The following is a 17,159-nucleotide window of genomic DNA, read 5'->3' on the forward strand; positions in this document are numbered from 1 at the left end:
GGGCGTGCTTTACGTTTGTGCGGCAATGACAAGGCGAATCCATGAAAAATGTTATGACAATGATTGCCACGTCCATGCTCTGTTCATGCGGTTTTATGACGCCAGCCAAGCAGTATGCGGGCGACACGCTTAGCGCTGACGAGATTGCGGTAATCCAAAGTGTTGTGGGCACCCCTTTTGCCGATGCCTATCACGCGACTATCATCGGCTATACGAAGATCGAAGCCAACGGCGCGGGCGAACAAAAGGAATTTGGCTGGCCGGGTTTTACGGACTACCCCAGCGAGATTCATGTCTTGCCTGGAGAGTACGACATTCAAGTCTATTGCTTTAAAGGATTTTCGAGTCATAGACCCAAGAAAACCCTGGTTTTACAAGCAGGCCAAACCTATTTGCTCAAATGCGATGTCCGAAGCGATCAGGCGTTTATCGGGGTGAGCTCGCGAGCCAACTAGCCAGTTAGGGCGGTTGGATTTTACCCGCCATGGTTAACTCGATCTATTGTTCTTGCCCAGTCGAAACCCATCCTCCGAGACCAACGCGCCGTTTAGCAACACGTTACAAGAATGGCAATAGCTGATGTCAATGATCAAATCGGCGCCACGCAGATTTGCCTTATGCCTGATCGTCTCTCTGTCGATACATCTTGGGATAGTGTTGACGTTGACCGATATAGACCGGCCGAGAAAATCGGCGGACCGTTTGACAGCGCTATCGGTGGAATTCAAGATCCTACGCTTAACGGAACAAGGCAGGCAAAATCAGTTGCCGCTAAGCCCGCCGCCCAGGTTGGCTGGAGGCAGATCAAGGACGCCACCAAAGCCGGCGCCGATTTTGCCGGATCATGGCGACTCTTCGGCGCGGCAAACGAACAACACCGCGCCGCGGAGCGACAAGTCAACGGATCCCGTACATCCGGAGCCTGCCAAACTTGACCTATCCAAGGTACTGGACGATATGCGCCAAGTCGCCCGAGAATCGGCCGAACTTGCAGGGGGGAATAAGTTTGATCGCCGTAAATTGGCGGTTGCCCCGGAAAATCTCAGGGCGCCGGATAGCGGGCCCGTACAAGAATCGGAAACCTATACGCTTCCCAACGGTTACCAGCGCCGATGCGTCGTCAACGCGGATGGCGTAAAGCAATGTATGAGTAAAGAGGCGGATGATGGAAGTATTTGGAACGCTAAGATTTATTTACCGGACTCGCTGCCAGCCGACGCTAAATCCATCGAATTCGCTCGACGTCTACAGCAGGCTGTCGGCAAACATTAGCGCCATCGGTCGGCTCGATGAAGTTGCATGATTTTAGGCATTGAGGGCTAAGCCACTAAGTGCACCCGAGCTAGATGTCGGTTGCATCGCTTGCTTTATCGACCGCCTGACGCGGGACTTTTTTCCGCTTGCGCCTTTTATTCGGTCACCTTGCCATTGCAATACGGTCAATGTAGAGGCGGGCCAATTGCACAGCGCTCGCTAACGTCAACCAGCCGAACAACACGCTTTCTGCAATGCGTTGAATCAGGCCCCTGTAGTCCGCCAGAAAAGGGATGGCCAGCAACACCAGAACCGTCAGTACCAGCACGCCGGAAATTTTCAAAGGGATGGCGATGCGGGAGCCGGGAATACGCCCAAACAGCAGCAAGCCATAACCGCCTCCCAGATATTCAAGCGCACCGAACAGGTTATGAATTTGCTGGCGCCAGGAGCCCATCAGCGGAGAGCCGGGATCGCACGGGAATAGCGCGCAAAAGACATAAGCCGTTCCCACCCAGGAAAACGCCAGTAAGCCCCGGCTTAGCGTGGGGCTCTGCTTGAGCGTGCGGTACTGGCAGGCCAGCGCCAGCCATTGCATCAAGCCCACCGGCAGGAAAAGTCCGTAATTGATTTCGTCCGCCAATGGCGTTCCGAACGCAGCCAATTCGCTAATGGTCTGACGCACGGCGTCGTAGTTGGGGAGCGTTTGGGCGTAGTGCCAGTTACCCCAAGCCAACAGGCCCGAGGAAGCCAGCCCCAGCCATCCGGCAAGACTATTGTTAGGCGATTTCATTTTTCTTGGTTATCCCTGTTAGCGGATTGGATGGCAATAGCCGGCTCAGCAAGGCGTACAAGGCCTCCGGGTCCAAGGGCTTATGCAGTACCAGGTAACCTTCCTGCTCGGCTTGGGCCAGGGCCGGGGAATTGAACTCGCCGCTGATCATCGCCCCGGCGGCGTCCGGGCAGCGTTCCAGCAAGGCTTGCAACAACTCGAAGCCGCTTTCGCCGGCGCGCAGGCGCTGGTCGCAAAAAATGGCCTGAGGTTCGAAGCCGGCATCGAGCAAGGTCAACGCCTCGTTGGCGGACGCGGCGCAAGCCGTTTCCACGCCCCACGAATTCAACAAGGCTTGCCAGGCGTTGCGCACTTGCGGTTCGTCGTCGATCACCAGGCAACGGCCGCTCAGCGTTTCGCCACGGCCGGTCGGCGCAAAATCCCGGTCGCGCGCCACCGCGCGCCGCTCCTCGATGCGCGCGGACGGCAGCCGCAGCCAAAACCGCGAGCCTCGGCCTTCCCGGGAACTCAAACCCTGGCTGGCGCCCATCAAATCCGCGCAGCGCGCCACCACCGCCAAGCCCAAGCCGTGGCCGGCGTTGTCGATGCGCCAGGCATGTTCGGGGCGGAAGAAGGGCGAGTAAATCCGCTGTTGGTCATCTTCGGCGATGCCGACCCCGGTATCCCAGACCTCGAACTGCCAGCCGTCGCGGCAGCGGCGAGCCGCCATCAGTACCCCACCGCTTTGGGTATAACGCAAGGCATTCTGCATCAGGTTGATCATCGACTGGCGCAGCAATAGCGGGTCGGCGCGCACCAAGGCTTTACCGGCGCTGGTGCGCACGCGGAGCTGGATTTGGCGGACGCGGGCTTCTTCCCTGAACAGCGTCGCGACATCGTTCATCAACGGGTCCAAGGCCACGGTTTGTAGATTGACCGGCTGGGCGCCCAGCTCGATCCTGGACAAATCCAACAGCGAGTTGAACATCTGCGTCACCGACTGCACGCTTTGCCGCAAATCCTGCAAGGCGGGACCCAACAGTAAATCCCGGTTGCGGCGGGAAATGGATTCGATCAAAAAGCCCATGGCATGCACCGGCTGGCGCAAGTCGTGGCTGGCCGTGGTCAGGAACTGGTTCTTGGCGCGCAACGCGGCTTCGGCTAGATCCTTGGCGGCGCGGTAGCCTTCTTCCAGGAATATCTGTTGTAAAAAAAACCGGTGCACGAGCACTGCGTGTTTGTAAATCGACAGAATGTAGAGCGCAGTCAGCGGCATCACGTAGGGCCAATGAGCGGGAAATACCCACGGCATTAGCAATGTCGAGACGCCCCAACTGGCAGCGAAGAAACGTTGGAAAGCACTCAGGATAGGCGACTGGTGGGTGGCGTTGCCCGCCACTATCGACGCGCAGGTGACCAGAAACAGCATCGCAAACTCAAAGGGATAGTCGCCGCTGCACATAATCATCACCGGTACCGACAGGCTGAATCCGTAAAGCAGCGCCAACGCATGCACCTTGCGCAGCCAATGGTGCATGGCCCGTTCGGCGCCCAATTGTGCGCAGTCGCGCCGATAGCGGCGGAACAACAGACGGACGGCCAGCGCCACGAATGTAAACACACCTGCCCAAGCCCAAAAGGCGCGAGCGTCCCGGTCGATTTGATGCAGCCAGACAATAAACGGTGCGGCGACCACGGGGATCAAGCCAAAACCGAAGGCGATACGCCCGAAACTCAAGTCCAGTAGGCGTAGTTGACCGTTTGGACTGATGTCCGAGAAGCAAACCGCCCCGTCTTGGCGGGGACAAGAAAAAAGTTTTTCCATTTTGCTCTTCCGATTCTGTTGCCGCCCAGCCTTGGCGCGGTTAGTCAGGTTTTCGTGTCCGGATACTCCTTCGTTAACACGCGGCTTTATAACCTTCCACTAGCCATCGGCACTGCGGCAAAGGAGCACGGAGCGTCGCCTTGAGCTCCGTGTCGCGTATTACTTCAGCATTTGCCCGCCGCCTGCAGCAAAGCGTTGCAACTTGCTTTGTTGGTTTTGCCTACGTCGCTCGATCCCTTGGTGAAATCGGTGCACATGGCGTCCGCTCCGCTTGCCATGCCCCAGGTCGCGAATTTACCAAACCCCGACGGCTCTAAAATCTCACATTTAAAGGTCGCACCGTCGTCAGTTTTAACGGTGTACTGCATGCCGTTATAACCGGCGGGGGCTTCGGTTGCCTGTGAATGGGTGATTTTGAAGTTGCCCATTTCACGGCCAATCGCCATTGATATTTTGCCTTCCGCTTTGTTGCTTCCCTGGGCGGGAGGGTTACTGGCCGTTGTGGCACAGCCGGAAAGGATCAAGAAGAAAGTTACCGTTACAAGTTTTTGCAGCATTTTGATTCTCCAGCGCTCCGATTGATAGAAGCGCTGGGCACAGGAGCGAAAAATATGCCTAACGCAGGTAAGCAAAGGCGCTTTGGTGGCTTCCAGAGGCCAAAGCGCTCAAGATTAACGCGGTGTTATGGGTTGTTTTTTGCAGGCGCAGCCAATTGTCGCGTCTTCAGAATCCCGGCAACCTTGCTACATCCGGGTAACGAGCTGCTTGTCCAAGTTGCAGCTAAGCGTTAGCTCCACAACCGCCATGCGCTTTCAGATTCGAGCCCGCAGGCGCAGCGGAACCAAACCGAGTAAAGCAGAACCAAACAACCAGATGGCGGCGGGTATGGGCACAGCAGCAATCGGATTTAATAGAAAGGCCCGTTGCACGCCATTCGCGGCAATCCCCACCCCAACGATTTGTCCACTATTGTTGACATCGTAAGCGGTCATCAGCGTCCAACCGATATTGGCTGCAATCAGTGTGTTCAAGTCTGTCATGACGCCATTGAGTGTAACGAACGCACGTTTGGATCCACCAAAATTGTCGCCGAAATATCCCACGGCTTGTCCGGCATTATTGATACCCAATGCCTCGCTGCTATAGCCCGACAAACCTATATCAACCATGTGGTCATCAAGCGTTGTAATGAAAGCGTGCTTTTCATTGTTGGTGACATGGGATGTGCCGGCCACCTGGCCGAGGTCGTTGATGGCATAACCTCTGCTGACACCCCAGGCAAAAGCGCCCAGATCCACCATTTGGCCATTACGGGTAATAAAAGCGTGACCTCCATTAGGCGTTTGACTCTCGCCAGTGACCTGACCACTATTGTTGATCGCATTCCCCGCACTCCATTGGCCACCATTCAAAGTTCCCAGATCAGTCAAGCTGCCGTTACCGGCAATAGTGGCTCGTTGGTTGCCCTCGGCATTCCATGCACTGCCGACTATTTGCCCGGCGTCATTGATGCCGTAGGCCACACTGGAATAAGGACTGCCGCTGAAACCACCGATTATTTGCGTGACACCATTACTGTACACAATCCCGCGCCCGGCAGAATTGCCCACCACCACACCGCTTGAATTGATCCCGGTAGGGTTTGCATATCTGGGTACGGACAGCCAGCTCACACTATTGTTTTTGTAAACAAAGCTTTCACCATCCCCCGTAAAACCCAGAACATGCCCGGCATCGCTGATAGCGCGCGCGCCCGAATTGACTAACGGGCTCTCCGGCATTAGATCCACCAACGTATACAAAACACTGGCGTGTGCCGGTAATACCGGCAGCATTAAGCCCAGGGCAAGGCATTTCAGACTGCGTTTCATTGTAAATTCCTCTTGAAATTATCGCTCTAATAGTTGAATTAAAAATACATGTTAACAAAACTTCCTAACGCGCCAACACCCTACTCCGGTAGGGTTCCCTGGCTACACGCACCTTCCGATAATGCTCCTTAAGCTCGGTGCCGCTAGGCAGGTTTACGAGTATTTACATGTCTTCGATAACTAACTTTTTGGAAAAAATAATGAAACATAAAGCTATATGCGCCGGGTTATCCGCGCTCTGCACGCTAGCGACCGGTAGCGCCGAAGCCCAGCTGTTCGACCGCGGCGGCGGCCTGATCTACGATAGTGCGCAAAACGTTACCTGGCTGGCGGACGCCAATTACGCCAAAACCAGCGGCTTCGACGCCGAAGGCAAGATGAGCTGGCAAAACGCCGTGGCCTGGGTGGACGGTCTCAGCTACTCGGACAGCGTGCGCGGCACCACCTACAGCGATTGGCGTTTGCCGACCTTCAACGACCTGGGCGTGCCCGGTTGCGACTATGGATACAGCGGTAGCGATTGCGGATTCAACGTCTCCACGGCCAGTTCGGAGCTCGCGCATCTCTATTACGGCGACTTCGGTAACAAAGGCTCCCTCGATTCGCGTGGCGGGCCGCAATCCGGCTACGGCATCGTCGACGATCCGGCGACGGCCGACGACGAAAGTCTGTTTAGTCATATTCAATCCTTTGGTTACTGGTTAGGCACCAGTTACGGTGGCGACGCCAGCAAAGCCTGGTACCTGAGCACCGCAACCGGCATGCAAAACTACATCAGCAAAGGCACCAATTATTACGTCTGGGCGGTGCGCGACGGCGATGTCGCCGCGGTACCGTTGCCCGGCGCCGCTTGGCTGTTCGGCGCGGGGCTGGCCGGTTTGCTGGCTCGCGGCAAGCGTCGGCAAAATCATCGCCCCCTGTAATTTCCCCAGGAATAACCATCGTGAAACACACCCAGCGCTAATTCAACTGACAGAGGAAGCGGCCAATGAAATTTAGACCATCAATAACGGTCATTTTTCTGCTATGGCTAATCGCGCTAAGCGGCTGCTCCGCCACCATCCCCGCCATAACAACGGCAGAAGTCGCCGGCCGGCAGGTGGAATTTGCACTTAGCAAACACCAGACTGTACCGGTCATCTTCGAAAACGGACTGGGCGGGACTATCGAAGGGTGGGCAGAAATTTATCCCACGATAGCGCGCGATACCACAGCCTTGGTTTACAACCGCGCCGGCTACGGGAATAGCGAAGAGGCTGCCACTGCGAGGGACGGCCGGCATATCGTCGAAGAGTTGCGCGGATTGCTTGTCAACCAAGGCCTAACGCCGCCTTATGTGCTGGTGGGGCATTCGCTGGGCGGGTTGTATATGCAATGGTATGCCCGGCATCATCCAGATGAAGTGGCGGCCTTGATTCTGGTTGATTCCACTCATCCTGCTCAACTCAAAGGCGCCGGGGCAATCGAAAACTGGCCGCTCTGGGTGCGCTGGCTGTTAGATTTGATGACATCGGCAACTGCCAAACAAGAGCTAGCCGCCCTGGACCTGACCGGTGACGAAGTATTGGCTGCCCCGCCCTACAGCGGCGGACCGATCATAGTGCTGAGCGCTGAGCAACCTCTGGAGGATACCTCTGAGCTGGCGCTCGATGCCAATCAAAAACGCAAGGATATTGCACGGCTATATCCGGGGGCAATTCAACGCTGGGTAGATAGCGGTCACGTCATTCCGCTGGAGAAGCCGGAGTCCGTCATTTCCGTAATCCACGAAGTCTTGTTGAGCACACAGCCGAATGACACCAAGCCCAATGCGATACCCTAAGCGGGATTATGCTCAGTAGTCACTCAGCATAGCTTTTGTTTTTTGAATCAATTTGTGCGCCTGTGAGGGGCGCGAACCGGAAGGTTAACCAGACAAAGCATGCTTGAATGGGTTAAGACACCTGAAGGCTGCGAAAATATGCTGCAACCTTCAGGTTTAGAAAACGGCTTGCCTACCAAACACAGAATGCTCGTTTTCTAAAACAGCCTATTGTCTAAGCTTATTTACGCAGGCGCTTATAAGCGTTGATCAAGCCATTGGTGGAGCTGTCGTGGTCTGTGACCATCTCGTCGTTTTTCAGCTGCGGCAGAATCGCCCGCGCTAACACTTTTCCCAATTCCACACCCATTTGATCAAAGGAATTGATATTCCAGATCACGCCTTGTACGAAGATTTTGTGTTCGTAAAACGCGATTAAGGTACCCAAGGTTCTGGGGGTCAGCTTTTTGAATAAAAACGAGTTGGACGGTTTGTTGCCTTCGAAGATTTTGGAGGCAATCAGGGCGTCATCCAGATTAGGTTCATGGCTTAAATCCTCCCTAACCTCCGCCTCGGTTTTACCGCGCATCAGCGCTTCGGCTTGGGCCAGAAAGTTGGAAATCAGAATATCGTGGTGGTCGGGTAAGTCGTATTGGCTTTGCGCGGCCGCCAAGAAATCGCCGGGAATCAGCTTGGTGCCCTGATGGATCAATTGGAAAAAGGCATGCTGACCATTTGTACCGGGTTGGCCCCAGATAATCGGACCGGTGTTGTAATCGACTTTTTCACCGTTGATGGTAGCGCTTTTGCCGTTACTTTCCATGTCGCCCTGCTGGAAATAATCGGCAAAATATTTCAAGGACTGCGCGTACGGCAGAATCGCGTAGGTTTCCGCTTCGAAGAAGTTGTTGTACCAGATGCCCAGCAAGCCCATGATGACCGGGATGTTTTTTTCGAATGGCGCACTGCGGAAATGTTCGTCGGCGATATGCGCGCCCATCAGCAATTCTTCGAAATTGTCCATGCCTATGTATAGGGCAATGGACATGCCGATCACGGACCACAGGGAATAACGGCCACCGACCCAATCCCAAAACTCGAACATGTTCTCCGGGTCTATGCCGAACTCCTTAACCTTTTCGACATTAGTCGAGATCGCCACGAAATGTTTGGAAATATTGGCCGGGTCAACCGCCGCTTTTAAAAACCAGTTACGCGCCGACCGGGCGTTGGTCATCGTTTCCTGAGTCGTAAATGTTTTTGACGAGATCAAAAATAAGGTAGTCTCGGGGTTGAGCGGTTTCAGGGTTTCCACGATGTCGGTTTGATCAACATTCGAAACGAAGTGGGCTTTCAAACCATCTTTACCGTAAGGCGCCAATGCAGTATCGACCATTTTCGGCCCCAAATCGGAACCGCCGATGCCAATGTTGACGATGTCGGTAATAGTCTTGCCGGTGTAGCCGGTCCAGGCGCCGGAACGGACTTGTTCCGTAAATACCCGCATTTTCGCCAACACTTTATTAATTTCCGGCATCACGTCCTTACCGCGAAACAATACCGGCTTGTTGCTGCGATTGCGCAAAGCGGTATGCAAGACAGCGCGTTTTTCCGTGGTATTAATAATGGAACCGGAAAACATGGCTTCGGTCTTGGCGGAAAGCTCCGCGCGGCTTGCCAATTCAATCAACAAAGGCAAAGTTTCTTCGGTAATTAGATTTTTAGAGAAATCGAACAGCAAATCGCCAAATGTCACGGAAAACTTGTCGAAGCGTTGCGGATCTTTATCGAACGCATCCTTCATGCAAAATTTGCCGGCAATCTCGCGGTGATGTTGCTTAACGGCATTCCATTCGGCAGAGTTTATTAATTTGGACATATTGTTGTTATTTAATTAACCGGATAGGGGGATATTTCAGTAGACCTGAACAGGCAGAGGCAATTTAAAGGGATGATTCATAACCCCATTATAAGGATTGTCTTTGATTGCTGACAAAAAAAATTACAGCTTGAATCGATCATCTCAACTACGGCACGATAGCCTTTCTTTGGCTAGGGCGATGTGCTAGAGTTAAGCGCTGTTTTGATCGAAATCAGGCAGTTACGTTCGCCAATGATTTAAACATGTTCATGTATAACCACATGAAAAATAATAAAAACTACAGCATTTATTAACACGGGAAGGGTATTTATGAGAAGCTCTCGCATATTAAGAAACGGTTTACTGGGCTTGTTGGGCCTGATTTTTTCATCATCAGTATTGGCACACGGTGGCGCCGCGGGTACTGATACTGACCAATGTAAGTTCGAACTGGAAAAAGATCACTGGATCCATTACACCGCCTACCAGCCAAACGCATACCCGGCTGAAGAGTTCTGCGGCAATATTCCCGATATCAACACATTGACTCAATTGGTCTTCGACTATCAAGACCAACGCTATCGCGGCATGGCTATCGAATTTGAAGTGACCAAAGAGCCTGAAGGCAAACGGGTTTTCTTCCAAGCAGCCGAAAAACATAAATCAGGCACCGTCATTCTGAACCTGCCACAAGGCGTGCCAGAAGCCGGCAAACATTTGATTCACATCACGCTACTGCAAGATAATGGCGAAAGATTGGATGCACACATGAGCTTTAAAGCCGGTGCGGGTCAACCGACCAGCAAAGGTAGTTATGCCTTGTATGCATTGGTGTTGTTCGCTGGCTTGTACGTCCTTTATCTGTCTAACGCCGGTTTCAAACGCAAAGTTGACGGCATAATTGGTAAAGCGAAAGAAATCTAAGAATTACCCCGCAAGAACCGTTATTCCGCCTATGCTGCGCGGCGGAATAACGTCATTTCCGGCAGCCTTGTCAATCGGAACTATCGCGGCATAATCGACGCTATACACGAAGCCCCTTTGAGGTAATGCAATAATGTTCAAATTCGTATCACTTGCCACACTGGTCTGTGCCTTATCTGTTACTGCGGTGTCCGCAAAAGAAATGCAGGATCACAATCAGATGATGAACCACGGCGACGGTCATTTGATGGATATGGATGGCGGCATGGTCATGGGCCAAAACACCGACACCTTGCCCGGCGGCTGCGACAAAATTGCCGAGACCAAGGAGATTACCGTGCATGCCGGGCACAAATATTCCGAGAAATTCCCCGGCACCATGTTTGCGTTCGATCAGCAGGAGTTTCAATTCGAACCTTGCACCAAACTGACTGTTCATTTCGTCAATGAAGATGAAATCCGTCATCAATGGATGATGCACGGCTTACCCAAATATTTGTACCCCAAAGGCATGTTCCATTTGGAAGTCAGCGGTCCCGGCAAAGTATCCGGCACGCTAATCCTACCGCCGGGCGACAAAACCTACTTAGTGCATTGCGACATTGCGCAGCACATGGAAAAAGGTATGAAAGCCCAATTAAAGGTCGGCAAAGGCAGCGAGGACTTGCCCAGCATTCCTGGGGTAACCGCGGCGATTTTCCCGGATGATTACAGCGGTAGACCCTACGATCCTAAACTCGACGCGCCAGCCCCCAGCACACCCGTGGCAGCCCCAGTAGTGGCAGCGGCACCTGTGCCTGTTGCCGCAGTCGATGATTCGATTGTTTCCGGCACCACCGTAGTCGGTTTGGCTATCGGTTTTATTGCCGCACCTTGGCTGGCAAAACGCTTTAAAGGCATGAGCGCCGGCGAAATTGTTGCTACCGTACTGGAGCAAGTCGCTCACGCTGTTGGCTATGTCATGCAACTGATCGGCAAGCTGATCAAAATGTTATCCGGCAAAAACGTCATCGCCTTACCGGACAAATAAAGACTAAGCAAAAAGCCCCTGAAACAGCTGTTTCAGGGGCTTTTTTATGGGCTAAACAAATGCAGTTAGAATCGCTCGGCCCTCTGGGATTATTTATCAGTGCTTTCATTTCGTCCACCGTCGCCCCCGGCGGTTCGGAAGCGGTACTGGCCTATCTGGTTAACAGCCAACAACATTCCGTCAGCCAGTTAGTAGCCATCGCCACTATCGGCAACACCTTGGGTGCCATGACCACCTGGTGGCTGGGCCTATGGGCTGCCAAAAAATATCCTGCCGAAGCTTTAGCCAAGCAACATCAAAAATCGCTAAATACCGTGCGTCGCTGGGGCAGTTGGGCCTTGCTGTTTTCCTGGCTGCCGCTGGTGGGCGATGGCCTGTGTTTTGCCGGCGGCTGGCTGCGCCTTTCGATACTATCCTCGCTGTTGGCGATTTTTTTAGGTAAAGTGTTGCGCTATATCGCCGTTGCCTACGCTTTTGTCTAAGTCATGAGTTTCTTTTCCTTACCGCACTTCCCCGCCGCCAATACAGTCGCTGAGCACAATAAACGCGATTATCAGATTGCCGCATTTACCTTTGTCACCACCACCATCTGTTTGACGATGGATGGCTTCGCGCCGCAATTCATGCAATATGTGCTGGCGTTTTTCGGCTGGCTGTTTTTGATAGCTTGGTTGCGCGGCGAATGCAAATATGTGCGCACCCAGGTGGCCGTGGCGGTAACCTTTGCGGTGATCGGCGAGTATTTCGCGTCCGTGTACATGAAAGGCTATATCTACCGCTTCGGCAATGTTCCGGCTTACGTACCGGCCGGGCACGGACTGGTGTATCTCACCGCCGTCGCATTGGGCCGCTCCGGACTATTTCAGCAACACGCCCGCCGCATTGCGGTTTTGGTTGTGGCGGCTTGCAGCACCTGGGTGGCATGGGGGTTGAGCGGCCTCGGGCGATTGGACATCATCGGCGCGGTGCTGTTTGTGGTGTTCTTGGGCTACTTGTTCAAAGGCCGCTCGCCGATGGTTTATCTGGGTGCGTTCTTCATCACCTCCTGGCTGGAAATCGTCGGCACCAGCGCCGGGACCTGGGCCTGGGCCGAGATTGATCCCGCCTCGCACCTGCCGCAAGGCAACCCGCCTAGCGGTGTAGCGGCTTGGTATTGCTTAGTCGATGCGGTGGCTATTGCCGGGGCGGGGCCGGTACTGCAGGCCTTCACCAAAACAGCAATGGTGTTGCAGCGGCAAAGGGCTTGACCGTTGCAGGCTGAGTCGAGCGAAACGATACCCCGCAAAACGCCTTCAATGCTGGGTTTCGCGCTGCTCAACCCAGCCTACATTATTCCACATGCCGGATCGCGTTCAAGCGCACCCGGTCACCCACCCGAATCAAACCCCCGGCCAAAATTCGCGCCGTCATCCCACCATGTCCGCGTAGCGCGTTATAACTCCCCATCCCCAATTCCGCCGCCATTTTTGAGCACGGATCGCAAGGCCCGGTGACTTGAATAATCACCTCATCGCCCACAGCCCATTCCAACATCACATCAGGAAACGGCGAACGCATACCGATAAGATTTAGTCCCGAAACCACTAGATTGCGCCGTAGCCGAGTCGGCTGCAATTCCGCGAGTCCGCACCAGTTGGCGACGATCGGTAAATGCTCGGCTTGAAACAAGGTCAGTTCGCGTTTTGCCGATTGCCGTCCGGAACGGGCTCCGTTGGCCCGGCGATCTCCCAATAACCCCTGCCCCGGCTCAGCCCGCACCTCGGCAACCGAAACAGCCGGTTTACCTCGCTCGGGACGCAGGATGATAGCTTCGATCCGGCCTTCCGAAGCGAATTGTTGAGTGAGATCGCGGAGAGTCATAATTGAACGTAGTGTTAGGACGATTTAATCTGAGGCGTAAAAGCGTAGCGTAATCGCTCTAATATGAAAAACTTCATTACCCCGGTGTCGAGCTTGCTAGTCGACGCTACGAGCCATTAGCCCTTTCAAGCTTGTGTATAATTCATAGCAGATAGACTCAGTTGGGAGCTATCGAGCCATTCGGAACGAACGGCTTCTCAAATATCAGCAAAGGATAATGACAATTCTATGAATAAATTTCTTGCCGCCACCCTTTTTGTCGCTAGCAACCTATTGGCTGGCTGCGTCGCAACCGGCGTCTATCAACCGCCGCAAGCGCCGCAAACCTTGGATTATTCTCGTGAAGTGAATGCAGATTTCGACTCAACTTGGTCAACAATCACTAATGTCGCCGGCGCCACCTTCTTCAATATCAAAAACTTTGACAAGGGTAGCGGCTTGATGACTCTCGAATACGACAATATCCGTGGCAATATCGGCGCTTATGTCAATTGCGGAGAATTTGTAAGTAATCAAAGCGCCCAAAAGACTATCCATCCCGATCCCAAATCGGTTATTAACTATATGACGATAAGCGACCTGATTATGCATCTTTCGGGCAGAGCCAATGTGATGGCTCGTCCAGTGGCAGATAACAAGACCCAGGTTCAGATCAACAGCCAATACACTTTGGTAATCGACAAAAAAATCGGCGACAAAGTCGAGCGGGTCGGCGTATGGAATTTCAGCTCCCGCGAACCGGACACACAAAAAGCCGATGTCAGTTATCGCCCAACCAATGTCACATGTCAGTCCTCTAACAAACTTGAAAACGACTTTTTAACCGAAGTTTCCGCGCGCCTGCCTTCGACCGCAAGGCCAGAACCGGTTGCCGAGCCATCGGCGCCAAGCAAGAAAAAACGATCACGCAAATAATTTGCAAGTCCAGGCTGCGGGGTTTTCCGCAGCCTAATTCCTACCTAAACAAAAAATACTGCTTTTCGGCGCTCACCCGTATTTTGCTAACGTCGAAAAACCTTCCCCGCCGGATTTCTCCAAATGTTCGCCGCCCGCCCGCCGGAAGTTTCCGGTTAAATCTTAGTCGCCAGTCGTTTTGCGGTTAAAATACACCCCTAATTTAAACCCAAGCGCATTCAACAGAGAACATGGAAAAAACCTATTCCCCGCACGCAATCGAACAACGCTGGTATCAACTTTGGGAAGATAGCGGCTACTTCGCCGCCAAACAAGAGGGCGAGTCGTATTGCATTATGATTCCGCCGCCCAACGTTACCGGCAGCTTGCACATGGGGCATGCGTTTCAAGACACCATCATGGATGCGCTTACCCGTTATCACCGGATGAAAGGTTACAACACGCTGTGGCAACCGGGCACCGATCATGCCGGCATCGCCACGCAAATGGTGGTGGAACGCATCATCAACGCCGACGGTAAAACCCGCCACGACTTGGGCCGCGAGGCGTTTATCGAGAAAGTCTGGGAATGGAAGGAAGAGTCCGGCGGCACCATCACCCGCCAGTTGCGGCGCATGGGTTCGTCGCTGGATTGGGAAAAAGAACGCTTTACCATGGACGATGGCATGTCGGACGCTGTACAGGAAGTGTTCATCAAGTTATACGAAGAAGGCCTGATCTATCGCGGCAAGCGTCTGGTGAACTGGGACCCGGTGTTACACACCGCCGTTTCCGACCTGGAAGTGCTGTCGGAAGAAGAAAACGGCTCGATGTGGTATATGCGTTACCCGTTGACCAACGGCACCGGCCATTTATTGGTGGCGACCACCCGTCCGGAAACCCTGCTCGGCGACGCGGCGGTGGCGATCCATCCCGACGACGAGCGTTACAAACATCTGCTCGGCGAATTCGTCGAATTGCCCCTGACCGGCCGCCGCATTCCCATCATTGCCGACGAATATGTCGATCCGGAATTCGGTACCGGCTGCGTGAAAATCACGCCGGCCCACGATTTCAATGACTACGAAGTGTGGTCGCGGCATAAACAAATATCCGCCATCGCCGACCTACCGCATGGCGGCTTGATCAACATCTTTACCGTCGATGCGGCGATACGCGGCAACGATGATGGCTTTACCATTATTCCTGACGCCTATATTGGCCTGGACCGCTTCGAAGCGCGCAAGAAAATCGTTGCCGATTTGGACGCACAAGGCCTACTGGAAAAAATCGCCGACCATAAATTGATGGTGCCGCGCGGCGACCGTACCGGCGCGGTGATCGAGCCTTTGTTGACCAACCAGTGGTACGTCAAAATCGCCCCGTTGGCCAAGCCGGCCATCGAAGCGGTGGAAACCGGCGCCATCAAATTCGTGCCGGACAACTGGAAAAACACTTATTTTGAGTGGATGCGCAACATCCAGGATTGGTGCATCTCCCGGCAAATCTGGTGGGGCCATCGGATTCCGGCTTGGTACGACGACCAGGGCAATACCTATGTCGGCCATAACGAAGCCGAGATCCGCGCCACGCACGGACTGGCTGCCGATTATCCGCTCAAGCAAGACGAAGACGTGCTGGACACCTGGTTCTCGTCGGCGCTATGGCCGTTCTCGACGCTGGGTTGGCCGGAGCAAACCCCGGAATTGGCGAAACATTACCCGACCAGCGTATTGGTCACCGGCTTCGACATCATTTTCTTCTGGGTGGCCAGGATGATCATGATGGGCCTGAAATTCCAGGGCGAAGTACCGTTTAAGGAAGTGTACATTCACGGTCTGGTCCGCGACGCGGAAGGCCAGAAAATGTCTAAATCCAAAGGTAACGTGCTAGACCCTATCGACATCATCGACGGCATCGATTTGGAAGCCTTGGTAGCCAAACGGGTGTCCGGCATGATGCAGCCGCATCTGGCCAAAAAAATCGAACAAGTCACCCGCAAGCAATTCCCGGACGGCATTCAATCGTTCGGCACTGACGCGCTACGTTTTACCTTTGCGTCGCTGGCTTCGACCGGCCGCGACATTCGCTTTGACTTGCAGCGTACCGAAGGCTATCGCAACTTCTGCAACAAATTGTGGAACGCCGCCCGTTACGTGCTGATGAACACCGAAGATCAGGATAACGGCATCGATTGCGCGGAATGCACCTACAGTCAAGCCGACTTGTGGATTCTGTCGCGTTTGAATCGCACCATCGCTACGACTACCGATGCGATCAACAGCTATCGATTCGATTTGGCCGCGCAAGCCATCTACGAATTCACCTGGAACGAATACTGCGACTGGTATCTGGAGCTGGCGAAAATCTCGCTGCAAAGCGACGACGAAACCTTGCAACGCGGCACGCGCCAAACTTTATTGAAAGTACTGGAAACCGTGTTGCGTTTGGCGCATCCGATCATGCCCTTCATCACCGAGGAAATCTGGCAGCGGGTTGGGCCTCTGGCTGGGGTGACTGCCGCAACCATCATGCTGCAGCCCTACCCGGAAAGTGATGGCGCCGCCATCAACACCGACGCGGAAACCAAAATCCAATGGACGATGGACTTCATCCTTGGCATCCGCCGCATTCGTGGCGAGATGAATATCGCCCCCGGTAAGCCGCTGAATGTGTTACTGCAAAACGGCAGCGACACCGATCAAGCTTATTTGAAAGACAGCGAAAGTTATCTGCTGAAACTGGGCCGCCTGGAAAGCATTACCTGGCTGGCGGCGGACGACGACGCGCCGGAATCGGCGATTGCTCTGGTCGGCGACATGAAAATCCTGATCCCGATGGCCGGTTTGATCGACAAAGACGCCGAATTGGCCCGGCTGGAAAAAGAAATCCAGCGCATCGAAAAAGAACTGCCGCGTATCGAGGGCAAATTGAGCAATGCCGCCTTCGTCGACAAAGCTCCGCCGGAAGTCATCGACAAAGAGCGCGAGAAACGGGCCGGTTTACAATCATCATTGACGAATCTGAAGGAACAGTACGCCAAGATCAAAGCCCTGTAGTGTAAGCC

At 53.8% G+C, this 17,159-nt stretch carries 16 protein-coding genes; 10 read left to right on the top strand and 6 right to left on the bottom strand.

Translation table 11 applies throughout. From position 1 onward, the window contains the following. The first annotated feature begins 41 nt into the window (after nucleotides 1–41). On the top strand, nucleotides 42–455 hold the full coding sequence (locus ACWAU0_RS05005; protein WP_033158525.1) for a hypothetical protein: 414 nt from the start codon (nucleotides 42–44) through the stop codon (nucleotides 453–455). A 124-nt stretch (nucleotides 456–579) separates the two neighbouring features. Beyond that, entirely contained in the window at nucleotides 580–1,272 is a 693-nt protein-coding gene (locus tag ACWAU0_RS05010; protein WP_415879706.1) for a hypothetical protein, read from the top strand. Between the two features lie 145 nt (nucleotides 1,273–1,417). Here the strand turns inward: ACWAU0_RS05010 and ACWAU0_RS05015 are convergent, their stop codons facing one another. From ACWAU0_RS05015 to ACWAU0_RS05030, 4 genes are all read right to left on the bottom strand, one after another. Next, a complete protein-coding gene (locus tag ACWAU0_RS05015; RefSeq protein ID WP_458138485.1) occupies nucleotides 1,418–2,047 on the bottom strand; it encodes a DUF998 domain-containing protein in 630 nt (209 codons plus the stop codon). Continuing rightward, nucleotides 2,034–3,851, bottom strand: coding sequence for a sensor histidine kinase (locus ACWAU0_RS05020; protein ID WP_458138486.1), 1,818 nt, complete (start codon nucleotides 3,849–3,851; stop codon nucleotides 2,034–2,036). The genes ACWAU0_RS05015 and ACWAU0_RS05020 overlap by 14 nt, the downstream gene beginning before the upstream one ends. Before the next feature lie 164 nt (nucleotides 3,852–4,015). Then, on the bottom strand, nucleotides 4,016–4,408 hold the full coding sequence (locus ACWAU0_RS05025) for a hypothetical protein (RefSeq protein ID WP_319960143.1): 393 nt from the start codon (nucleotides 4,406–4,408) through the stop codon (nucleotides 4,016–4,018). Between the two features lie 255 nt (nucleotides 4,409–4,663). Then, nucleotides 4,664–5,722 carry a hypothetical protein gene (locus tag ACWAU0_RS05030; RefSeq protein WP_458138488.1) on the bottom strand — a complete coding sequence of 353 codons (1,059 nt, stop codon included), beginning with the start codon at nucleotides 5,720–5,722 and terminating at the stop codon, nucleotides 4,664–4,666. A gap of 200 nt (nucleotides 5,723–5,922) precedes the next feature. Here ACWAU0_RS05030 and ACWAU0_RS05035 point away from each other — a divergent pair, with 200 nt between their 5' ends. Continuing rightward, nucleotides 5,923–6,645 carry an Lcl domain-containing protein gene (locus ACWAU0_RS05035; RefSeq protein ID WP_171696781.1) on the top strand — a complete coding sequence of 241 codons (723 nt, stop codon included), beginning with the start codon at nucleotides 5,923–5,925 and terminating at the stop codon, nucleotides 6,643–6,645. Between the two features lie 65 nt (nucleotides 6,646–6,710). Further along, nucleotides 6,711–7,544 (top strand): alpha/beta fold hydrolase, encoded by an 834-nt coding sequence (locus tag ACWAU0_RS05040; RefSeq protein WP_458138489.1) that lies wholly within the window; start codon nucleotides 6,711–6,713, stop codon nucleotides 7,542–7,544. 220 nt (nucleotides 7,545–7,764) lie between these two features. On the opposite strand, the gene pgi is transcribed toward ACWAU0_RS05040, so the two are convergent. Beyond that, nucleotides 7,765–9,402: a glucose-6-phosphate isomerase gene (gene pgi, locus ACWAU0_RS05045; RefSeq protein ID WP_171696783.1), complete on the bottom strand. Its 1,638-nt coding sequence runs from the start codon at nucleotides 9,400–9,402 to the stop codon at nucleotides 7,765–7,767. Between the two features lie 312 nt (nucleotides 9,403–9,714). Between pgi and ACWAU0_RS05050 the strand changes: the two genes are divergently transcribed. The 4 genes from ACWAU0_RS05050 (at nucleotide 9,715) to ACWAU0_RS05065 (ending at nucleotide 12,585) form a co-directional block, all read left to right on the top strand. Continuing rightward, on the top strand, nucleotides 9,715–10,308 hold the full coding sequence (locus ACWAU0_RS05050) for a hypothetical protein (RefSeq protein WP_415879691.1): 594 nt from the start codon (nucleotides 9,715–9,717) through the stop codon (nucleotides 10,306–10,308). Nucleotides 10,309–10,441: 133 nt separating this feature from the next. Then, complete coding sequence (locus ACWAU0_RS05055; protein WP_415879690.1) at nucleotides 10,442–11,338, top strand: copper oxidase; 897 nt, start codon at nucleotides 10,442–10,444, stop codon at nucleotides 11,336–11,338. Nucleotides 11,339–11,397: 59 nt separating this feature from the next. After that, on the top strand, nucleotides 11,398–11,820 hold the full coding sequence (locus tag ACWAU0_RS05060) for a YqaA family protein (protein ID WP_415879689.1): 423 nt from the start codon (nucleotides 11,398–11,400) through the stop codon (nucleotides 11,818–11,820). 3 nt (nucleotides 11,821–11,823) lie between these two features. Continuing rightward, nucleotides 11,824–12,585 (top strand): hypothetical protein, encoded by a 762-nt coding sequence (locus ACWAU0_RS05065; protein WP_415879688.1) that lies wholly within the window; start codon nucleotides 11,824–11,826, stop codon nucleotides 12,583–12,585. An 82-nt stretch (nucleotides 12,586–12,667) separates the two neighbouring features. Here ACWAU0_RS05065 and ACWAU0_RS05070 read toward each other — a convergent pair whose 3' ends face one another. After that, on the bottom strand, nucleotides 12,668–13,198 hold the full coding sequence (locus ACWAU0_RS05070) for an MOSC domain-containing protein (protein WP_171696788.1): 531 nt from the start codon (nucleotides 13,196–13,198) through the stop codon (nucleotides 12,668–12,670). Nucleotides 13,199–13,525: 327 nt separating this feature from the next. Between ACWAU0_RS05070 and ACWAU0_RS05075 the strand changes: the two genes are divergently transcribed. Then, a complete protein-coding gene (locus ACWAU0_RS05075) occupies nucleotides 13,526–14,113 on the top strand; it encodes a hypothetical protein (RefSeq protein WP_171696789.1) in 588 nt (195 codons plus the stop codon). A 230-nt stretch (nucleotides 14,114–14,343) separates the two neighbouring features. Continuing rightward, entirely contained in the window at nucleotides 14,344–17,151 is a 2,808-nt protein-coding gene (locus tag ACWAU0_RS05080) for a valine--tRNA ligase (RefSeq protein ID WP_458138493.1), read from the top strand. The last annotated feature ends 8 nt before the right edge of the window (nucleotides 17,152–17,159 follow it).

The sequence above is a fragment of the Methylomonas sp. Uni0009 genome, assembly GCF_054188105.3.